Annotated in this window: 17 protein-coding genes and 1 pseudogene; 6 read left to right on the top strand and 12 right to left on the bottom strand. The window is 41.3% G+C overall.

The window, feature by feature from the left end; translation table 11 throughout:
• Positions 1 to 2 precede the first annotated feature (2 nt).
• Positions 3 to 968: a HEAT repeat domain-containing protein gene (locus tag MURRU_RS14385; RefSeq protein WP_148261523.1), complete on the top strand. Its 966-nt coding sequence runs from the start codon at positions 3 to 5 to the stop codon at positions 966 to 968.
• Between the two features lie 18 nt (positions 969 to 986).
• On the top strand, positions 987 to 2,420 hold the full coding sequence (locus MURRU_RS14390) for a glycosyltransferase family 2 protein (RefSeq protein WP_014034205.1): 1,434 nt from the start codon (positions 987 to 989) through the stop codon (positions 2,418 to 2,420).
• Between the two features lie 257 nt (positions 2,421 to 2,677).
• On the opposite strand, the gene MURRU_RS14395 is transcribed toward MURRU_RS14390, so the two are convergent.
• The 3 genes from MURRU_RS14395 to MURRU_RS18240 all read right to left on the bottom strand — a co-directional run bounded on the left by MURRU_RS14395 (position 2,678) and on the right by MURRU_RS18240 (position 6,606).
• On the bottom strand, positions 2,678 to 5,803 hold the full coding sequence (locus MURRU_RS14395) for a ligand-binding sensor domain-containing protein (RefSeq protein WP_014034206.1): 3,126 nt from the start codon (positions 5,801 to 5,803) through the stop codon (positions 2,678 to 2,680).
• A 405-nt stretch (positions 5,804 to 6,208) separates the two neighbouring features.
• Positions 6,209 to 6,445, bottom strand: a complete 237-nt coding sequence (locus MURRU_RS14400; RefSeq protein WP_041801586.1) for a helix-turn-helix domain-containing protein — start codon at positions 6,443 to 6,445, stop codon at positions 6,209 to 6,211.
• Between the two features lie 50 nt (positions 6,446 to 6,495).
• On the bottom strand, positions 6,496 to 6,606 hold the full coding sequence (locus MURRU_RS18240) for a DUF7009 family protein (RefSeq protein ID WP_417870660.1): 111 nt from the start codon (positions 6,604 to 6,606) through the stop codon (positions 6,496 to 6,498).
• Positions 6,607 to 7,037: 431 nt separating this feature from the next.
• Between MURRU_RS18240 and MURRU_RS14405 the strand changes: the two genes are divergently transcribed.
• Positions 7,038 to 9,413, top strand: a complete 2,376-nt coding sequence (locus MURRU_RS14405; protein WP_014034207.1) for a nitric-oxide reductase large subunit — start codon at positions 7,038 to 7,040, stop codon at positions 9,411 to 9,413.
• Positions 9,400 to 9,756, top strand: coding sequence for a 6-carboxytetrahydropterin synthase QueD (gene queD, locus MURRU_RS14410; protein WP_014034208.1), 357 nt, complete (start codon positions 9,400 to 9,402; stop codon positions 9,754 to 9,756). Before MURRU_RS14405 ends, queD begins: the two co-directional genes overlap by 14 nt.
• 44 nt (positions 9,757 to 9,800) lie before the next feature.
• On the opposite strand, the gene MURRU_RS14415 is transcribed toward queD, so the two are convergent.
• Complete coding sequence (locus tag MURRU_RS14415) at positions 9,801 to 10,253, bottom strand: RrF2 family transcriptional regulator (protein ID WP_014034209.1); 453 nt, start codon at positions 10,251 to 10,253, stop codon at positions 9,801 to 9,803.
• Positions 10,254 to 10,432: 179 nt separating this feature from the next.
• Here MURRU_RS14415 and nadA point away from each other — a divergent pair, with 179 nt between their 5' ends.
• Entirely contained in the window at positions 10,433 to 11,398 is a 966-nt protein-coding gene (gene nadA / locus MURRU_RS14420; RefSeq protein ID WP_014034210.1) for a quinolinate synthase NadA, read from the top strand.
• Between the two features lie 9 nt (positions 11,399 to 11,407).
• A complete protein-coding gene (gene nadB / locus MURRU_RS14425; protein WP_014034211.1) occupies positions 11,408 to 12,976 on the top strand; it encodes an L-aspartate oxidase in 1,569 nt (522 codons plus the stop codon).
• A gap of 86 nt (positions 12,977 to 13,062) precedes the next feature.
• On the opposite strand, the gene MURRU_RS14430 is transcribed toward nadB, so the two are convergent.
• From MURRU_RS14430 to mnmE, 8 genes and pseudogenes are all read right to left on the bottom strand, one after another.
• A complete protein-coding gene (locus MURRU_RS14430) occupies positions 13,063 to 14,871 on the bottom strand; it encodes a hypothetical protein (protein ID WP_014034212.1) in 1,809 nt (602 codons plus the stop codon).
• A 190-nt stretch (positions 14,872 to 15,061) separates the two neighbouring features.
• A complete protein-coding gene (nrdD, locus tag MURRU_RS14435) occupies positions 15,062 to 16,915 on the bottom strand; it encodes an anaerobic ribonucleoside-triphosphate reductase (protein WP_014034213.1) in 1,854 nt (617 codons plus the stop codon).
• Positions 16,916 to 16,923: 8 nt separating this feature from the next.
• Positions 16,924 to 17,373 carry an anaerobic ribonucleoside-triphosphate reductase activating protein gene (gene nrdG / locus MURRU_RS14440; protein ID WP_014034214.1) on the bottom strand — a complete coding sequence of 150 codons (450 nt, stop codon included), beginning with the start codon at positions 17,371 to 17,373 and terminating at the stop codon, positions 16,924 to 16,926.
• Between the two features lie 395 nt (positions 17,374 to 17,768).
• Positions 17,769 to 17,930, bottom strand: a pseudogene (locus tag MURRU_RS17705) (helix-turn-helix domain-containing protein); the annotation flags it as partial.
• Between the two features lie 76 nt (positions 17,931 to 18,006).
• Positions 18,007 to 18,810 (bottom strand): hypothetical protein, encoded by an 804-nt coding sequence (locus MURRU_RS14450; protein WP_014034215.1) that lies wholly within the window; start codon positions 18,808 to 18,810, stop codon positions 18,007 to 18,009.
• 530 nt (positions 18,811 to 19,340) lie between these two features.
• Positions 19,341 to 19,700, bottom strand: coding sequence for a helix-turn-helix domain-containing protein (locus MURRU_RS14455; protein ID WP_014034216.1), 360 nt, complete (start codon positions 19,698 to 19,700; stop codon positions 19,341 to 19,343).
• Between the two features lie 2 nt (positions 19,701 to 19,702).
• Positions 19,703 to 19,999, bottom strand: coding sequence for a type II toxin-antitoxin system HigB family toxin (locus MURRU_RS14460; RefSeq protein ID WP_014034217.1), 297 nt, complete (start codon positions 19,997 to 19,999; stop codon positions 19,703 to 19,705).
• Between the two features lie 76 nt (positions 20,000 to 20,075).
• Complete coding sequence (gene mnmE, locus MURRU_RS14465) at positions 20,076 to 21,446, bottom strand: tRNA uridine-5-carboxymethylaminomethyl(34) synthesis GTPase MnmE (protein ID WP_014034218.1); 1,371 nt, start codon at positions 21,444 to 21,446, stop codon at positions 20,076 to 20,078.
• Positions 21,447 to 21,457 lie beyond the last annotated feature (11 nt).

Genomic DNA, 21,457 nt, shown 5'->3' on the forward strand with positions numbered 1-21,457 from the left:
AAATGAGCATTTTGTTCGTGGCGCTATTTTTTTTTCTAGTGGTCGTTACGGTATCGGCGTTGATATTTCTTAGGGTATACAAAATCAGACGAGAACGGAGGAAGAAGTCTTTTCAGCACAACATCGATACTTTTCTGAACAATTGCTTGTTCGATGACATGTTCGATTTTAAAAAGGAGGCACAAGTTTTTAAGACCCAACATTTGGCCTCCGTGTTGCAACGGAAGATAGCCATAAAGCAAGTTTTGGTCTATAATGAAAACTTAAAAGGGGAATCTTCACTTGTTTTAAGGAGCATATTTCATGAACTGGAGCTTGATAAATTTGTTTTGAACTCTCTTAAGAAGGGTAGATGGTTCGATAAAGCAAAAGCCATCTACGTCCTATCCGAACTCCATATAAGGGAGTCCAAGGCGGTAGCATGCTATTTGAACGATAAGCACGAATCCGTGCGTGCCCAAGCCATATATTTTTTTATCAAGACAGCCGAGAACAATCCGCTCATCTTTTTTACCAAGTTGAAAAAGGAACTTACCCTTTGGGAATTGATTCAGATAGAGAACAGCTTAAAGTTTGTTTACAAAGGCCCCACTTCTGACTTTTCAATATGGTTGAACCATAAATTGAGCACCGTGCTCATTTTTTCCATTAGGATGATACAGCAGTTTAACCAATTTGAACATATTCCAGCAATAGTTCCGTTTTTGATACATCCCAATGAATATGTACGAAAAGAGGCCGTAAGCTCTCTGCGTAAACTGAATTATGACAAACTGTTGGATGAAGTGGTACCCAGATATTCCCATGAGAGCCGCTTGGTCAAAAAAGAAATCATTAAAGCTGTGGAATCTCTCGGAGATTTAAGTATACTTCACAAATTGAAACCGGTATTGGCTAAAAAAGAGGAATGGCAGACCAATCTTATGTATTTAAGGGCTGAAAAAAGGATGCAACTCCATCAACCATAATCCTATTCTGTAACAACTATGGCTGTCAACCACATTACGGAAATCATAAGCTGGCTGTTTTTGGCCTATGGGAGTATTGTATGCTCCGGATACATTTTTTCAGCATTTTTCTCCTTTTTGGAAATTAGGGAATATAAACGAAGGAATGGGTTAAAGAATGAGATATCCCTATTGCATTCCACTAATTTACCATCAATTTCAATATTGGCACCAGCTTTTAATGAAGGGGCCAACATAGTTGAAAATGTTAGGTCATTGCTTACAGTAAACTATCCATCTTGCGAAATTGTGATCATCAATGATGGTAGCAAGGACGATACCTTGGCAAAACTTATCGAAAGCTTTCATTTGGTAAAGGAGGATTCCATTTATCACGACGTTTTGTCCTCTCAAACCATCCAACAAATCTATAAGTCCACCTATAAATCTTTTAAAAATCTCACCGTTGTTGATAAAATCAATGGAGGAAAGGCAGATGCTCTAAATGCTGGCATCAATGTTTCCCAACACGATATCATCTGCTGTATTGATGTAGATTGTGTGTTGGAGAGCGATGCCCTGCTTAAATTGATAAAGCCTTTTTTGAACAATGAGAAAAAGGTCATAGCATCTGGGGGAATCATCAGAATAGCCAACTCATGTGTTATTGAGGGCGGGAAGATCGTAGAAGTAAAGTTGCCCAAAAAGTTTATGATCAGAGCACAGGTCATTGAGTATTTCAGGGCTTTTCTGATGGGGCGAATGGCTTGGTCGCGTATTGATGGGCTCTTATTGATCTCAGGTGCATTTGGAATGTTCGATAAGGAAACCGTTATTGAAGCTGGTGGATACAACACCAAAACCGTAGGGGAGGATATGGAGCTGTTGGTGCGTATGCGAAGATTGATGCGGACCAGAAAAGTGGACTACACCGTAGGCTTTATTCCCGACCCACTTTGTTGGACGGAAGTCCCGCCCAACTTCACCATTCTACATAGGCAAAGAAACAGATGGACGAGGGGTACTGCCGAAACCCTTTGGATGCACAGGGGAATGATGTTCAACCCAAAATATGGGGTGCTCGGTATTTTGAGTACCCCATACTGGCTGTTTTTTGAATGGTTGGCCCCACTTATAGAATTTTTTGGGATACTCTTTTTTATTCTTCTTATGATTTTAGGGCAAATCAATTGGATGTTCGTTATAGGTTTTTCCATGGTGTCCTATGGATTTGCCGTTCTGTATTCAGTAACCGCCCTATTTTTTGAGGAATTCTCATTTCAACAATACAAAAAGACCACGTACACCTATAAACTTATCCTTACCGCATTTTTGGAACCCATCTTTTTTCATCCCTTTATTCTTTGGGCTTCCCTAAAAGGGAATATTGATCTGGTACGGGGAAGAAAGTCATGGGGAAGCATGAGCCGTGCCGGTCTTGGCAAAATGGGGAAAGGGTCAACAGTACAATAGATAGTGATACAGGATTTAAATAACACCCCAATGTTCATCATATCATTCTTTGAACAACTTTTTGCTTTAAGAACATACCCTAAACTGTTCAAATGGAGGGATTGTGTTTTCAGTCTATAATTACATCTTTAGTACAGGTCAACCACTCCTCAATCTAATTATGGTCTGGTTGCTTAGGGTTGTCCATAACCCTTAAAAATTATAGCAAGGAACTTTACCAAATTATGGATAAGAAAGGTAAAAAGTAGTGTAGCACCTTATCCAGCAAAGGTATCTATTTCAGCTTTGGGTAAAATGAGTTTGAAGGTAGTTCCTTTTCCTTTTCCTTCGGATTCTGCAATTATGGTTCCTCCATGGGAATCCATTATTTTTTTTATCATGTAAAGTCCAAGTCCTGTTCCCTTAACATTGGAATGGAAGCGTTTAAAAGGTGTGAATAGTTCTTTTAAAGAACTTTCGTCCATGCCAGAACCATTATCGCGGATTAGAAATGTATTGGTCTCACCATCCTCCTCATATTCTACATGGATGGCAGGATTTGGTTGATCTCCCATGTACTTTATGGCATTATCCAATAAATTGCCGAAAACCTGGATGATCCGCTTTCTATCTCCATAGATATGGGGCAGATTTTCGGAAATATGAAGTTGTGTTTTTGAAATATCAAGTTTAGCCTTAATCAGTTTTCTGGCCGTGTTAAGTATCTCATTCGTATTCAACATTTTGTTTTCATTTTCAATCTGGCCCAAATGAGCTATTTCGGTGATGTCAGCAATTAGTTCGCTCATATTGTTACAGGACAAATCTATCAAGGACAGATACTCTTTAATATTGGGAAAATCCTCCATAACGATCTCCATAGGAATCAGGTTGGCTATTCCTTTTATATTGCTCAACGGACTCTTCAAGTCATGGGAAACCGCATAAGTAAATCTCTGTATTTCTTCATTTTTTAGTTCCAGGACTTTCCCCGCCTCTACAAGTTTATCTTTCTGATATTGTAGTTCCCTAGTGCGTTCGTCTATTTTGAGTTCCAAGTTACGTTGGTTTTTTTTGAAGGTCCTTATTCTTATGTAATAGGCAATGTAGAGACAGAGTAAAATAAATAGTATTACCAGTATCCTGAACCACCATGTTTGCCAAAATGGAGGAATAATCTTAATATGAAGATTTTTTTCGTTGTCTACCCATACCCCATCAGAATTGGTGGATTTGACCCTTAGCGTATAGTTTCCCGGATCTATGTTGGTATACGTAGCACTTGATTCATTTCCAACATAATTCCAATCCGTTTCAAAACCTTCCAAAAAATAGGCATAATTGACCTTTTCCGGATGTCGATAGGTGAGGGCCTTAAAACCGATATTGAATACCGATTGATCATAGTTAAAGGTCAGGGAATCTGCTTGGCTAATATCTTTTTGCAAAATGCCGGTTCCATCATTGGGCAAAACTGGGCGATTAAATAGTTTGAGCCCAGAGATAAACAAGTTTGGTATATCCTTGGTTTTTTCTATGTTATTGGGAATGAATATGTTAAATCCATTGACACCGCCAAAAATATATTCTCCTTTCGATGTGGTCATAAATGAATTGGGGTTAAATTCATTTGCCTGTAGACCATCGGCCACATCATAATCAACTGTTTCACCAGTACGTGTATCAAACCTGATTATTCCACCTTCTGTACTTAACCATAAATGCTCTTCCTTATCATTTATGATTCCCTTGATTGCATTGTTGCTTAACCCATCCAACTTGGTGGTTGCCAGGAAAGAATCACTGTTAGGAAGATATCTATTAAGTCCTCCTTGAGTCCCAACCCATAGCACACCTGCTTTATCCTCAATTATCGTGTTGATAAAATCATTGCTCAAAGATCTTTGATCTTGAATTTTATAATAATGGACACTTGCCCATGAGTTATCTCTTTCCGTTAGCTTAAACAAACCGGAAGATTGGGTGCCAATCCAAATATTACCTTTACTATCTTCAAAAATGGTAAATGCTGAATTAATTACCGTACCATCGAGGTCGGATTTAAGAACTATATCTTCATGTTTTTTTGTCGTAGGATTATATAATTGCACCCCGCTAAATGAGCTAACAACCCAAATACGCCCCTGCTTATCCTTTAATAAGTCGGTGATATTGTTCGATTTTAAAAATGAGTTTTTGGTGTTCCACACCTTAAAAGTTTTGTTTCGGGTATTAAAAATCGTTATACCATCTGCCCATGTGCCAGCCCACAATTCCTCATTCTTAGTTTCAAGCAACGACATGACCACATTACTCCCAAAATTCGAGTTGTCAAGCGAGAAGTGTTCAAAAGTCCCAGTAGATCTGTTCCAGTGATTCAGTCCTCCACCATCTGTACCGATCCATATATTTCCATTAGAATCTTCGCTAAAACAATTTACCAATCTATTGTTCAAGGATTGCGGATCAAAGGGATCCGTACCAATGTGCTTGAATTTGGAGTATTCCGGATCATAAAAACTGAGACCATTTTTAAAAGGAGCCATCCACACCATACCCTCTTGGGTACTGAGTAGTGACCAAATGGAATTGCTCGAAATGGAATTGGGCCGTGTCAAACTATACTCCAAATGCCTGATACTTTCCTTTGCTTCATCATAAATAAACAAGCCGTTGTTCTCGGTGCCTACCCAAATAGAACCATCTATATGTTTGGCTAGGGAAAGTATTGTAAAACCTGGCGTGATTTCTTTTCTTTCGGTTTGGAGGCCCGAAGCAGGGTTTATGTTCAATTCAATTAAGGACCCATTTCTGGTACCCAATATAAAATTGGTTTTATCGGATTGTGTAACCGCTGTAATGAATGTGCTCTCTTCGATTTCGGCTAAAATTTCCATGTTTTTTGAAATAACCAAAATATTGGATCGGGATACAATAAGAAGACGGTCCTCATCTAACGGGATGATTTTTACAATATAATTTTTATTGTAATTTTCAGCCTCCATTTTCTTATCCAACAAAAGGTTTTTCAACGTACCAGATTTGATATCATATCTGTAAAGACCTTCTGAATAAGTACCCAGCCATAGGAATTCATTCGTTTTTGCTACGGAGCGTAAAGGTTTTGATTCCATTGCCTTGCCCGTATCCTTGAACTCGAAAGCCTTGACATGATTTAAATCACGGTCAAAGACGCTCAACCCATGGTTTGTAGCGATATATAAATCACCTCTATCCTCATAAATTGAATAAATGCTCCCGTTTGTAAGACCTGTCCTTCCCTTCTGACGTTCTTCGAATATTTCAAATTCTGTTCCATCGTATTTATTTAGCCCATTAGGTGTACCTGCCCAAATAAAACCAAAACTATCCTCGAAAAGCACTGTGGCCGAACTTTGGGACATTCCAGTTTTTATATGATGAAAATTGAGGGAATCCTCGGTTTGCGCATGTGTTGAAAGCACCGAGATTAAACATAAGTAGACCAGGAAAGTTCTCAATGTGTTTTTTGGGGGCATCTTTACAGTTTCAATGAGATTTAGATTTCATTAACGTAATTCTATAGGTGAAATTGTTTTTTTTAACATTTGAAAACAAACATTTTAATGGATATGGTTTACGAATAAACAAAGAAAAGGGCCCAAGTGGATAGGAAGGTGAAGATATACTACTTTCTGTGAAAATCGGTCATAGCGTACTGCTCAAAACCAAAAAAAGTGAGTATGATCGAATTTCACATAAACCACTTATTTGTAGAAAGGACGGATAGAGAGAACCACTAAAAACGGATGTTTTAACCCACAGATAGATTAGTTGGTATTATCCAGATAGACCTTGGAGGGTTTCTGTAACTTGCTGATGCCATGGGCATTCTTGAACAGGTTCTGGGTCAGTCCGATTTCATCCAAATAGTGCAGGTAGGACAATAGGGTCGTCCTATTAATACCGATCTTATCGCTCAACTTGCTTACATTTGGGACAAAGGGAACGGATTCGGCTATGATGACCAAGAGCTGTTCCGCTTTGGTCACATAGGCCAGATCCACGTTTCAAAATAAGGGCAGTTCAATTTCCAGAATCATGTTCACGACTTCTCCTAAGCACATCTCGTATAGGTTTCCCTAAAAGAACCCTCTCGGTAAAAAGTTTCTGCTTCAGTCTTGTTAAGCCGGTACCGGACAGAACTTCCTTTGACCCTTATCTTCATTCCAACTTTTTTGATATTGTAACTTTATATTTGATAACCTTTTACAGTTTACAGTATTCAAAAAAAAAGTTTGTTTGAAAGTAAACGGTTTTTGCTACCCCAACGAATTGTCTTGGCTTCCAATGTATGGCTTCCGTAAAGATAACACAATGATGTAAAAAATCTTTACGCCCTTCACCTAAACAACATCTGTGTTTTTTTGGATATGTTTTGATTATAGCAAGAACCTAAATATAGGTGCCATAAAAAATGTTTGTAGGGTATATGCTTAAAGGGTGATGAATTAATGATTAAACCAAAAATAAAATATATAAAGGTCATTTAATATTTAATTAAATAAAATTGCTTTTCTTTGATGGTACAGATTCAATCTTGAACCATTCTTATGGAATGAGAGAGAGGAAATACTTAATTAACCAAAAACTTTAGGTGTGCACAAAATAAAGAACAAAGAAACGGTTACTGGCAAAAAGGGTTTAAAAAAGAATATTGATTATTGGATGGACACCAAAAATTGGTGGGGACCATTGGTTTTCATATTGATCATAAGTCTGGCAGGAGTAGGCATGATCGGGTTTCAAACCTACAATGACGCGCCGCCGATGACGGGCTTCCGGACCCAGGATGGTGCATTGCTGATCAGTAAGACCGACATAGAAAAAGGCCAAATCGTATTTCATAAGTATGCTCTTATGGAATACGGTTCTTTCTTTGGGGATGGAGCACAACGCGGCCCCGATTTTACTGCTGAGGCCCTGCACCAGATAACCATACATGTCAATGCCTACTATCAAAAGCAATTTGAGGCCCAAAACGGTAGGTCCGCAAACGATAATGAGCAAAAAGTGATTGCCGAAAAGGTGAAACAAGAGCTCAAAAAAAATGGTTATGATAGTGCAGAAGATATTGTTGTTTTGAACGATGCCTACGTGTATGCTCTGGAAAAGGTCAGGGATTACTATCAAAATGTTTTCTTGAATACTTCTAGGGAAAGTTCCTTTCCTTTGAAGAACTATATTACCGACAAGGAAGAGGTCCTCAACCTTTCCAATTTCTTCTTTTGGGGAGCATGGGTCTGTGTCACCGAAAGACCGGGGGAAAGTTTTAGCTATACCCATAATTGGCCCTATGATGCCAAGGCGGGCAATACCCCAACTTCCCCAGTGGTGTTGTGGAGTGTGTTGGGTTTGCTGGCCTTTGTGCTTGTTTGCGGTGTTGTGCTATACTTCATAGGACAGTACAATCAATTGTCAAACAAATTTTTCAAACCAGCCAGCAAGGAATTGTTGACAGCCAGAAGTGTTAGGGATTTTACACCTACAAGAACCCAAAGAGCCTCCTATAAGTTTTTCTTAGTGGCCATTGTTTTATTTTTTGTTCAAGTGTCCAGTGGTTTTGTGACCATCAATGAATTTGTGGATTACCTTGGTTTTTTTGGTGTTGAATTCTCGGAATCCTTCCCCATTACAATTTCCAGAAGTTGGCACCTGATGCTCTCACTATACTGGATATCCACCTGTTGGATCGCCTCTTCCATTTTCATCCTCCCGATTTTGGCCAAAAGGGAAGTGGAACATCAACTTCCCCTGATCAACCTTCTTTTTGTGCTCTTGGTCGTTCTGGTGGCAGGCTCATTGACAGGTATGGTCTTGGGCCCGATGGGTTTTTTGGGGGATTGGTGGCATGCTCTGGGGCATCAAGGTTGGGAGTTCGTTGATTTCGGACAGGCTTTTCAAGTACTGCTCATGCTTATCTTCGTGCTCTGGGGAATTGTGGTCTTCAGGGGCATCAGACCCGCTTTTGTAAAGGGTATGCCCTGGAACCTTCCCAATTGGATCATGTATTCGATAATAGGTATTCCCTTATTGTTCATATCGGGTTTTGTGGCCCGGCCAGAAACCAATTTTGTTATTGCCGACTTTTGGAGGTGGATGGTGGTACACATGTGGGTAGAGGCATTTTTTGAAGTGTTCATCACCGTTATAGTTAGCTATTTAATGGTATTGATGGGACTTGTGAGCAGAAATGCCGCCATAAGGGTCATTTATTTTGCCACCATTCTATTTTTGGGCACTGGCCTTTTGGGGATTTCGCACAATTTCTATTGGAATGCCAAACCTGTGGCTACAATGGCCTTGGGCAGTATATTTTCCACATTGCAATTTGTACCCCTTATTTTATTGACCGTGGAAGCCTGGCGGTTCAAGAACATGCCCCGAATTGCCCTTGAGGGAGTAAAGCCGAGCGAACTCGGTGATTTTGGTTTTCCAGAGGTATTTTCATTCTTGATAGCAGTGAACTTTTGGAACTTCTTCGGGGCAGGGGTATTGGGAATCATCATCAACCTGCCCATCATGAACTATTATGAGCATGGCACTTACCTGACCGTGAACCATGCCCACGCTGCTTTAATGGGAGTGTACGGGAATATTTCACTAGCTGCCATGTTGTTTGCTACAAAGTTGCTGTTCAAAACAAAGAAATGGAACAAGAAGCTGGTGAAAGTTTCTTTTTGGTCCATTAACATAGGATTGATGCTCATGGTACTTCTGGACCTTCTTCCCGCGGGCACAATCCAGTTCAAGGCAGTGGTTGACAATGGGCTTTGGTTTGCCCGTTCCGAAGAATTTATAGGTGGCGGGGTATTCCAATCCTTGACATGGCTAAGAGGCATAGGAGCTTGTCTTTTTCTTTTTGGCGGGGTAATTCCCTTAATGTTGTTCATCGTATCTAGGGCGGGTTCCCTAAAACGTTCCCAAAGTTCGGATAAAAGTTTGATTCAAATAGCGAGACATGATACTATTTAAACATTTCAACTTTGATTCGGCCCATTTTTTGCCCAATGTACCCGATGGACATAAATGTCGGATCCTACATGGCCATACCTACCGATTGACATTGTATTTTGAGGGGGAATTGGACAAGGACCTTGGATGGGTCATCGATTTTTCCGATATCAAAAGAGCAGTCAACCCAATAATAGGACGTGTTGACCATAAGTTGTTAAATGATATTGAGGGACTTGAAAATCCCACATGCGAGCAGGTCGCAATTTGGCTATGGGACAAGATCAAGGCCAAAATTCCACAACTCTGCAAAATCAAATTGTATGAAACCCCTACATCGGGTGTTGTTTATGAAGGAGCATAGGTCATTGGCAAAAAAACAGTGTTCTGAATTTTTTTCGGTTAAGGTCAACTAGACAGATCGACCCCTTTTAGGGAAATGATTGTTCCGTTCTGCTCCATATCGGCAGCGAGCACAGCAATGGACTTTTCCTTAAAGTTGTATAGAATTTTCTCTTTAAACGGCGATACAATATGGTGAACGGGACAGGGATTTTCATTGTTGCACTTGGAAAGGCCTAAAAAACAATCATCAAATTTGTACTCCCCATCTATGCTGGAGATAATGTCCCAAAGCGTATTGTTCAAATTTTTCTCGTCCAGAAAAAAACCTCCACCCGGGCCTTTGCTCGAGGAAACCAATTTGTTCGTAGTCAGTTTTCGGAGCAACTGGGCCAAAAAAGGCTGGGGCACTTCAAGCGCTTCAGCGATGTTTTTGGCACCGAGTTTATTGTCCACATTACTATGGATCGCTAAATAAACTACTGCACGTACGGCATATTTACAGGCATTGGACAACATACTCAATAACATTTGGATGGCTCAAAGATAATTAAAAGATAATTTTATATTTCATTATGACATTTATCATTTTTTGCTCAGTGCGGATACCCTAGTTTCGAATCTCAAAAAACCCGTCACCAGACATCGAATATTAACGGATTTCAAAAACAGTTACCGAATCAAGATATAGCTATGCCATGAAAGGAGGACAATCAGTCAATCATTTTACCCCTGAAATTGACTTACATCAGGAAATCCTAAAACTCAAAAAGAAAAAAAATGCAGTCCTGCTCGCCCATTTTTATCAGCGTCCCGAAATCCAGGAAGTTGCCGATTATGTGGGCGATAGCTTAGGCCTTTCCCAAGCCGCGGCCAAAACCGATGCGGATATTATTGTATTTGCCGGGGTGCATTTCATGGCTGAAACCGTCAAGATCCTCAACCCAGCAAAAAAGGTGTTGCTGCCCGACCTGTCCGCAGGTTGTTCGTTGGCCGATTCCTGTCCACCAGAGATCTTCGGGCCTTTTGTGGAAGCCCATCCGGAACACCTTGTAGTGACCTATATCAACTGTTCGGCCGAGATCAAGGCTTTGAGTGATTATATATGTACCTCGTCCAATGCCCTAAAAATCATTTCGGCTATCCCTAAAACCACTCCCATTATTTTTGCACCGGACAAAAATTTGGGCAGCTACCTGATAGGACAAACGGGAAGGGATATGTTGCTTTGGGAGGGCAGTTGCATTGTCCACGAAGCTTTCTGTATCGATAAATTGCTGGATCTATACCAAAGGCATCCGGATGCAATGATCATTGCCCACCCTGAATCAGAAGAACATATATTGAAAATTGCAAACTATATCGGTTCCACCTCCGCTATGATAACCTATGTGAAGCATCATCCCAGGAAAAAATATATTGTCGCCACTGAGGCCGGTATCCTTCATGAAATGCAAAAAGAAGTCCCGGACACCATACTGATTCCTGCCCCATCAGTGGAAGACAACAGTTGTGCCTGCAGCGAATGCGCTTTCATGAAAACAAACACCCTGCAAAAAACATATCGCTGTCTCAGGGATGAAACCCCTGAAATAAAAGTACCGAAAACCATTGCAAAAAAAGCGCTGGTTCCCATAGAACGAATGCTGAAACTGTCCAAATAGGTGTCAATAATGATTTCAACGGATTACCTTGTGATAGGCTCGGGAATTGCCGGACTGTCGTTTGCTCTTAAGATGGCACATAAATTTCCAGACCGTACCGTCTGCATTACTACCAAGTCTGATGAAGCTGAATCCAACACCAAATATGCTCAGGGTGGTGTTGCGTCCGTATCGGATTTAGGGGAAGACTCTTATCAAAAGCATATAGCTGACACCTTGATTGCAGGAGATGGACTTTGCGATGTAACCATAGTGGATATGGTTGTCACCGGAGGCCCGGAACGGGTAGGGGAACTGATGTCTTGGGGGGCGCAGTTTGACAAAGGTAAGAATGGTCAGTTGGAATTGGGGCGTGAGGGAGGCCATTCAGAGCACCGCATTATACACCATAAAGACAGTACGGGGCGTGAGATAGAACTGGCCCTCCTAAATCAGGTACGTCAGCGACACAACATCACAATGTTTCAACACCATTTTGCCATAGACCTTATAACGGAGCACCAGCTCTATGGAACCAAACCAAGCACACCGACTTGTTACGGGGCCTATGTCCTTGACCAAAAAATGGGTAAAGTAGAGACTTTCTACGCAAAGAACACAGTTTTGGCCACAGGTGGGGTGGGCATGGTCTATGGACATACCACAAATCCTGCAATTGCTACGGGAGATGGCATTGCCATGGCCTATAGGGCAGGGGCACAGATCCAGGATATGGAGTTTGTCCAATTTCACCCTACCGTTCTTTATGATGGTAAAGCTGGTCAGTCATTTTTGATCTCAGAGGCCGTAAGGGGCTTCGGGGCATATTTAAAAAACAAAAAAGGGCATAGATTTATGCCCGACTACGATATAAGAGCGGAGCTAGCACCCCGTGATATTGTTTCCAGAAGTATTGACCATGAACTAAAAAAATTTGGAGATCCTTGCGTTTTTCTGGACTGTACACATCTTGATTTAAAAGAGTTCAAGGCACATTTCCCCAACATTTATGAAGAATGCCGAACTAGACATATCAATATTGAAAAAGATTGGATTCCTATTGTCCCAGCGGCCCATTACCTCTGTGGTGGAATTGTTGTGGATTCACACGGAAGGACTACCGTAAAAAACCTTTTTGCCTGTGGAGAATGCTCACGGACAGGTTTGCATGGAGCCAATAGGTTGGCATCCAACTCCTTATTGGAGGCCTTGGTATATGCCCACAATATTTTCGGGTATTTGGAACACCGGGAAATATTCCCAGCATCGGTTGCCATACCCAAATGGGACGATACGGGAACACAGTTTACCAAGGAAAAAATTCTTATCAAACACAACGTGGATCGGTTACAGGCACTTATGCAAGATTATGTGGGGATTGTAAGAAGTACTGCCCGCTTGCAAAAAGGCATTAAACACCTCGATACAATATATAATGAAATTGAGGAACTGTATCGGACAACAAAAGTGGACGTAGCACTTTGTGAATTGCGAAATATGATCAATGTGGCTCATCTCATCATCGGACAATGTTTGAAGAGAAAAGAAAATAAGGGCGGATTCTACAATATTGATTTTGAACCTATCAGAAGCGTTTAAAAACTTAATATAGCACAACTCCATGTCACAAAATGCACATGGAATGATTCAAGAAAGTATCCAGAAAGGTATCAATGAATAACCTTTTATTGGGCCGTTGTTTTTAAACCAAGTATTTGATCAGATATGTTGTCCAGAACAGTTTTGAAATCGACCAAAGCCCCTGAAATTTGGGAGCTGTTGTCGTTAAAAACCTTGTTTGCCCTGCCAAATATGGTTTGGTAATAAGAGATCCCTTCATGTAAATTAGTGGTGAAAGTGGACAAGTAGGATATTTGCTTATCCGTAATGGAACCTTGTACTTCTTCAATCTTGCCTTTCAGAAAATCAATGTAAATTTTAAGCTCCTTGATGAACATGTTGGGTCGGTCGGTTCTCTTGATCAAACTGGATTCCCCATAAATGTGTTGCATCATTTCCCTGAGACTGGCAATCTTTGAAAAGTATGCCATATTTGGTCCCGGGCAAATGGAGACACCATCGCCTTCGGTCTTGGTATCCAACCCGTATTTTAACAAGGCCGAAGTGCCCAGCCCTACACAGGCACATGATTTCTCGACAATCTTGTCATAGGCCGCTTGGCGGGCTTCTGGAGCAAGGTTCTTTTTGTCCAATTCTTGTATTTTTAGATGTTGGTATTGTCGTGATGCCATACAAATACCCTCACTGGTGAATTCCTTGTTCAAGGCGACATATTTTTTGGGGCATGCACTTCCGGGCCTGTTTTTTTGGATATTGGCCAACTTTTCCATGTCTTTGGTATTTCCTCTTAGGCTATTGAAAGGAACGCCCAAGGGAGAGATGTTGCTCAAGTAAAGGTCCTTTTCTTTGGCCTGCGATAATTTTTTCAAGGTAGTGTCGTCCACCGTGGTGGCTTCGGGCACTAGAAGAAACGGGGTTCCCCAACCCACGGAATCCAATTTATAGTGTTCCAATAGAAAATCATGCTCTTCCGAGGTGCCCACCCCACCTTGGGCAGTGATTTTAACGGGCAAGGCAGATTGGGGAACATAACGTTTTTTTTGTGAAAGTGCACGGACCAGCACAGCGTTGGTTTCCGATACCAACTCTTCTTTCTCGTCTCGGAACTGCGCCAATATCGGCCCCATAAGATGACCATCTGTAGCAAAGGCGTGCCCACCACAGTTCAATCCCGATTCGATTCTGTATTCCGATACCCATAGCCCTTTCTTTGCGAGAAACTTCCCCTGGACCAAGGCCGATCTATAATCACTGACCTTTAGGATTATTTTCTTTTTTATGATTCCGTTTTCATCTGGATAAAAATCATCGAATTCCTCGATATAGCTGTACAATCGGGGGTTCATGCCCGCCGAAAAAATAACAGAGGAACTAAGGTTGCTATTGGCATATCCCCTAAGGGCGGCATGGGCATCATTGTACTTGTTGGGCAAGGGCTCTTTGTGTCGATAATTCTCCCTATCCAATTTGGTCATGATGTTGACCTCAATATTGCCCATGGAAAGGTTCTCATCAAGAAACTCCTTGAGGGAGGCCGTGCGATCGGTTTTTTGGGTCAAATCGATAAACCGTTTCTTTAGCAACGAAGTGTCGGGCAACATATCAAAGTATTGTTTTAACCCATCGCTATGGCCATAAGTAACATCCTTTAGCTGTTCAAACCTTTTTTCTACCAGTTTTTTAATGAGATTAAGATAAGCGGTGATTCTTTTGGCCCTGAAATCCTCGATTCCCTCATTGATTTCATGGTAGGGCACTTCAAATTTTTCACAATACATCTTCCTCATTTTTTCCATAAGGATATCATCGACCAAGGATATTGCCGAATCTATGCCCAAATGGGAAACTTTCAATGGGGTGTCAATAGTAAATGCAATTCCCATAACGGGAATATGGAAGGAGTGGTGTGTCATAAAATTAGGTTTTTTACCTACTTGGGGTAATTTTTAAAAATTGATTCGGTAATTCCAAGATTGTTGGGTCACCCTGAACAGGATATAACAGAAGATAACGAATCCAGGGTGATGCCTTTGTTCCAACTAAAAAACTGATGAGTCTTTTTTGATGAAATGTAGCGTACTACTCAGTGAAAATTGTCTCAAATTACCGATATGTAAATTCATTTGTTTTTAGTTTGTTGGACAGGATTTCTGCCCTTCTGTTTGCCAAGGGATTGTGCCCGCCTTGTAAGTGATAATGTCGCAGACCGTGTTCTTTTTGCCTACCGGAACTGAAGTTGGAGACCCGTTTGAGATATCCGATGACCCGGGTGGCATGATCCACATTCTGCGAATTGCATGCACTGCATTCATACAAGGTACGTTTGTCAATATGGGAACATTCGTTGCAGATGGTGATACGGATATTGAAACAAAAATAATTGCACCCGGCCCGGGCCGTAGCGTGTATCAATTTTTTGAACCCTTCCTTGTTCGGGGTTTCCTCTAGGTTGAGGTGCAGTGCGGAACCACCGTCCAAATATTGGATGGTTTCCTTACCGTGCAGCATGATCTTGTCCAAAGCGTTTACCCGTTCATCCTCGACCGCATAGAAATAGGAGTTGTAGCAGTCCCTGGGCACAAAAAGTCCGTCCTCCCGGTCCCATTTGGCATTTTTGACCCCCAAATTTTCGGCTGGAACGAACTCCGTGTTGAACATGTACCCGTAGGTCTCTCTGGCCTTTCTATTTTCATGGTAGATGGCCTTGAGGTAGTGGTTAACAAACTCCTTGTAACCATCATTGTTGCCAACTTTGATGCCTTGACTTTCTGCGGCCTCGACCATTCCGTTGATGCCCACGGTCAGGAATTGCTTGTCCAAGGAGATCAAACCAGCGTTATAGACGGGTAACATGCCAGCCCTTTCATAGTCATCGATGAGTTTGCGAAAGGCGACTTGGTACTTATGGACCTTGCGGACCTCTTCCACAATATCGGCCCCCTGTTGTACCAAACGGTTCATGTTCAAGGTGATGACATTGACAGAACCTGTGGCCACCCCGCCGGCTCCAAGGGAATAACTAAAAGTGTGGTCACTGATCTCATTGCGTAATCGGCAGCAGGACGCAAGGCTGTCCGCATTTTCGGATTGGTAGATAAAAAAGGAGTTTCCCTTGCTCAACTCATGCGCGCACATTTCGGTAAACGCCGTATCGACAGGGATTCCTTCCTTGGTCAACATCGCAGCGGTCACTACAGGAAAGGTCAGTACGGCCCTGGTACGCTCTTCGTTGAACCATTCCATGAAGAAGGCTTGGAGTTTTTTTACACTTCCCCATTGGGGCCTGCTCATATCCGGAAAGACAAAATCCCCGAACATACTGTCAAAGTAGGGTTTGTCATAGAGGGAAATATTCCAGAACACCGATTGGTACCCCCTTGCCGCAGCCGGTTGGTTGATGGCATAGACGACATGTTGGAGGTGGTTGGCGATGGTATCGGTATGGGTGTCGAGATAGTCCCGCCCATAGTCCTTGGCTGCAAAATGGTCAAAATACATCAAAAATTCCACGGTGGCCAAGGCCCCGGCAAATTGGGAGCTTACCGCAAAGACCAGGTTGACGAATTCCCCGCAAAAACTTTCCAAGTGTTTGGGGGCCAAACTTTCACCCCCGAGCTTGGTAAGGCCGTCCAATAGAAATGGGTACATGCTAATGGAAGCACAATAGGGTTTTAAAGAGGTTTCGTCATGCACATAGATTTCATGGGACTCTATTTGCCGGATATATTCTTCCGCTAGGTTATTCCCGAACAAGGCGGCTATTTTTTGTTTGACCAAAGCCCTGTTTATCTGTATGTTAATGTCCTTGTTGAGCTCTGCTTCCATGGTCGCAATGTTCTTGGAAGTGACATTGGCGTTGGCATCGACCTTGGAACCGTCGGCAGCATTGTCGGAATGCAGGTAATGGTCTATGAACGCAATTTTTTTGGAGATTTGTTTATCGGTTAGCCGTATCATATTGAAAACTATTTAGAGGTGAATAAATGATTGAGTTTTTTATTGGTCTTTACTTCCTTGAAAACTTGATTTGTGGTATGACTTTCAAGGCCGCCAAGGTCTTTGTCCCATTTACCGGTCTTTATCCAGGTCAGATGCCCAAGGATGTTGAATGGTACATTGTCTTCCCCGGTATAAAGACAGGTCCTATATCCTTGTTGCTGGGCATATTTCAGGTGGGCCACCAATTCTTCACGATGCCATTCGCCCCCCATAAAGACAACACAGGTGGCAAAACCGGAATATTGACTCAAAAGTGCTTGGAAATATTCAGAGGTAAGCTCGTTTCCATTTCCTTCCTTCCATAAAAAAGGGGAATGACATCCCTTACATCGGAGGGGACATCCAGAAATTGAAAAGCAAAGACTGATTTCACCGGGAACTTCTTGAAACACTACCTCAAAATCATGATAAAACATAAAGAGCACATTAGGTTTTTGTCCTTTATAAAATTAGGACATGGTTTTTTCGGATGGCTGGGATACTTCAAAAGTTATAAAGAGACTTATTAACAATAAAATGACCTTTTAATCATTTATATGGATTCAAACAATTTTAAACAACCCGTAGTGCATTAAGTGGAACCAGGTTAAGAGAGAATGGGGGCTAATACTTACCATGGCCATAAACCCTGATTTGGGCTGAGTTCACCCGATTCTCTTTTTGATTGCCACCAAAGTTATCCATAAAATGAAGGTCAAAGATTTAGTACGATGACCAACTTTTGGGAATCAATAACAATGGTATTTTAAATGAAGATGTAATCTAAAGGATTTGGTCTTGAAGCACGAAACTTAATTTCGCTCACTTTTCACTAATTCAACAACCTAAATTCATTTGGGGTATGGCCCACACGTTTTTTAAAAAGCCTACTAAAATGCTGTGGATATTTAAAACTAAGTTCATACGCGATTTCACTTACAGATTTATTGGGGTCGAATACCTTTTCCTTCGCAAAGTCGATAAGCTTGTTCTGTCAACAAGCACTCAATTACATTCCAATGTTCCCAAAAAAGCCTATTTTAGGGATTCACATAAGAGTACGTAATGGCTCATTCTATTGAAATCCCATCCAAATTTTCCAACTTGGCCACACATCCCCAATTATATTTCTGACGGTTATCGCCCGACAGCACAAAGATTAGTTTATTGGGGCCTTTGGATAAATTCAGGACGGTCTGTTCATCATCCACGAAAACCCTGCCTTCCATGCCCTTTTCCAAAGGTGGCCTAAAGTTCATTCCCCCGTCGAACAGGACTTCGGAATTCAATAAGATCACCAAGTGGTCAGCGTAATCAAAGTTTAGTTTGACATCCTTATCAGAATCAGATACTATGTTACAGGTCAGAGCGACCGTTTTATCCATATCATCATAAAAGCGACTGATGTTCAAAAGCCCATCCATATCGGCCGTTACCGTTTTAAATTTTTCTCTGTAATCGAATAGGGAATCCACTTGGGATATAAAGTTCACGGAGTCCTTGGCAAAGGGTTCCGATATTTGCCACTTGGTCAAATAGTTTGGCGAAATCATTTTTTCGGTATCCCGTTGTTTTGGCGCATTGAAACTTTCAATTTCCCGAATGGATACATCGCTAAAGTAGACTTGGCCAAAGGTGCTGAACAAGCTTATACCGCCTTTCTTAGAATCGCGCTTTAGGTTGTCAACAACAAAGGTCGGGATATTCATATCCTCAACATAAACGGACATTTTGTCCGCTATGACCTCCACCTTTACATGGACCCAAGTACTTATATCCAAGAATACGATGCCATCCCCCCGTTTCTCGAAAAGCAGCGCTTTATTGCTTTGTGGGTCGTAAATATAGGAAATGGTTTCGTCGGGAAAGTCCAAGAACGATTCCTCCGAGAATATGATATCTTTCTCCTCTAGTGCCTTTAAAAGTTTATCGCTTACTTTTCCTTGAACCTGTTGATTCTCCAGAAAAGGTGGTAATCAAGTCCTCCCTTAATCCCTCCAAGGAGGGAAACTTCTCCCCTTTTGGGAGACCGGAGAGGGGATCATCCAAAAAATTTATAGAAACTAAAGTAACTGCAATGAAACCTGACTGCCGTTAGGCAAAGGCAGGGTTTTAACCTTTAACTAGATAATAAAATTGAAATTATTTGCCCCCGATGCAGAAAGTAATTGATGTTGATTATCAATACTTTATGTTTTAAAGGTGTAAATAAGATACATTACTGCATTTAAAAACTTTTGAGGCTAAATTACTAGGGCTTTCAAAACGGGAAGTAAGAAACTTTCCGCCCAACATTTCAACTTTAATCTGAATAAAATGCTGCCCTTTTACGGGTAGTCTTACCGTTGCTAAATGTATGGTGTCTAATCAAAACAATAAAGACGAACAGTGTTTTTTACAAAATCTATATGCCTAAAACAATAGAAGCGTCGATATTTAATTTCCTGCTTATTTCCCGAGCTACTTTTAAAGTAGGTTCGCTTTTTCCGTTGAGGTACTCACTTACCCTTGACGTACTCACTCCCAAAAGTTCGGATAGTCGTTTTTGGTTCAATCCCATTTCAGCCATACGCAATTTAACCACCTCGATCAATGATGGCTTTTTTACCGGATAATGGCGTTCTTCATAATCTGCCACAAGGTCAGATAACAGGCTTAGTTCCACATAACCCTTTGCATCTTTGTTTTCGATATTGTCGGGATTTTGCAAAAGTTCTTCTATACGTTCAACAATGGCGTTATACTCTTTTTCTGTCTGTATCATTGCTAAATGTTTTTAATGTCCTTAATCTTGTCATACTCCGAGTGCGTACCTATAAACCTAATGTAAACCTTTTTGGCATTGAACGAAATTATGGCAACTAGCCTGTAATCGTTTCCTTTAATATTGAAAACAAAACGGTGGTTTCCCACATAATCAACGGTGTTGAAATCCTGCCTTAACTCGTTGATGTTATCCCAGTTCTTTGCCATTACGGTATGATACCAAAAGTTTAAAGAGTTTTCGCTATCTGCGTGTATTTCTATAAACTCCTTTATTCTTTTGTAGGTAACAATACGCATTGTTTAAACTTCAATTACTGTTAAGCAAAGGTAATACCAGATTTTTAATTTCAAAATATTATTTTGAAATATAGAATTATTTTCCGATACAAAAGTTAGAAAAAATATTGCCCAATAAATCATCTGTGGTAACGCTACCTGTAATTTCTCCCAAGTGATAAAGGGCTTGTCTGATGTCTATGGCCATCAAATCGCTTGAAAGCTCCATATCCAACCCTTCTTTTACTTTTTGGATTTCCTCCAGAGCTTTTAACAACGCATCGTAGTGCCTGCTGTTGGTAATTATGGTGGTATCGCCACTCAACACCCCTGAGTCTACCAAAGAAAGAAGCTTACTCTCGAGTTCTGAAATACCCTCCTTAAATTTAGCAGAAAGGAAAAGTACATTGGGAATTTCTGATTTTATCTTTTCTTTCTGCTCTTGGTTTAAGAGATCCATTTTATTGCAGATGGGTAACAACTGTTTGTTGGGGTAGCGCTTTTGAATCTGTTCCAATTCCGCCTTGTCAAAATCCATACCATCAAATAGGTAAATAATGAGCCGTGCCTTTTCAATTTTGTCAAAGGTTCGTTCAATCCCTATTTTTTCCACCACATCCACGGTTTCGCGGATTCCAGCCGTATCAATAAACCTAAAATTGATACCTTTTATGCTGATATGGTCCTCGACCGTATCCCGGGTAGTACCCGCAATTTCACTCACAATAGCTCTCTCTTCATTAAGCAGTACATTGAGCAGGGTTGATTTCCCTACATTGGGTTGCCCCACAATAGCTACGGGGATTCCATTTTTTATCACATTTCCGAGTGCGAAGGAGTCGATTAATTTCTTTAGTACCTCACTAATGCGGTTGAGTAGTTCGTTGAACTGGGTTCTGTCTGCGAACTCCACATCTTCTTGGGAAAAATCGAGTTCCAGTTCAATAAGCGAAGCGAAGTTCAGCAGTTCTTGTCGCAGTTCTTGGATTTCATTGCTGAATCCACCGCGCATCTGCTGCATGGCAATGTCGTGGGCCGCTTCACTATCGCTGGCAATAAGGTCGGCCACAGCTTCAGCCTGACTTAAATCCATTTTACCGTTAAGGAATGCTCGTAGTGTAAATTCACCTGCCGATGCCGAACGGCAACCATTTCGCAACAAAAGCTGAATGATCTGTTGTTGGATGAACGGGGAGCCGTGGCAGGAAATCTCCACAACATTTTCACCGGTATAGGAGTGCGGCCCTTTAAAAATAGAAACAAGAGCTTCGTCCAAAATCTTTTCTTGGTCCACAATATGGCCCAAATGAATGGTATGGCTTTTTTGTTGTCCCAGTTTCTTTCCCTTAATGGATTTGAAAAGGGTATCCACAAGGGTTATGGCATCTGGTCCCGAAACCCGAATTACGGCAATGGCCCCTGTTCCCGAGGGTGTTGCCAAGGCTACAATGTTATCTATGTACGACATGGAGACAAAAG

This window comes from Allomuricauda ruestringensis DSM 13258, assembly GCF_000224085.1.
GTDB classification, from domain to species: domain Bacteria; phylum Bacteroidota; class Bacteroidia; order Flavobacteriales; family Flavobacteriaceae; genus Flagellimonas; species Flagellimonas ruestringensis.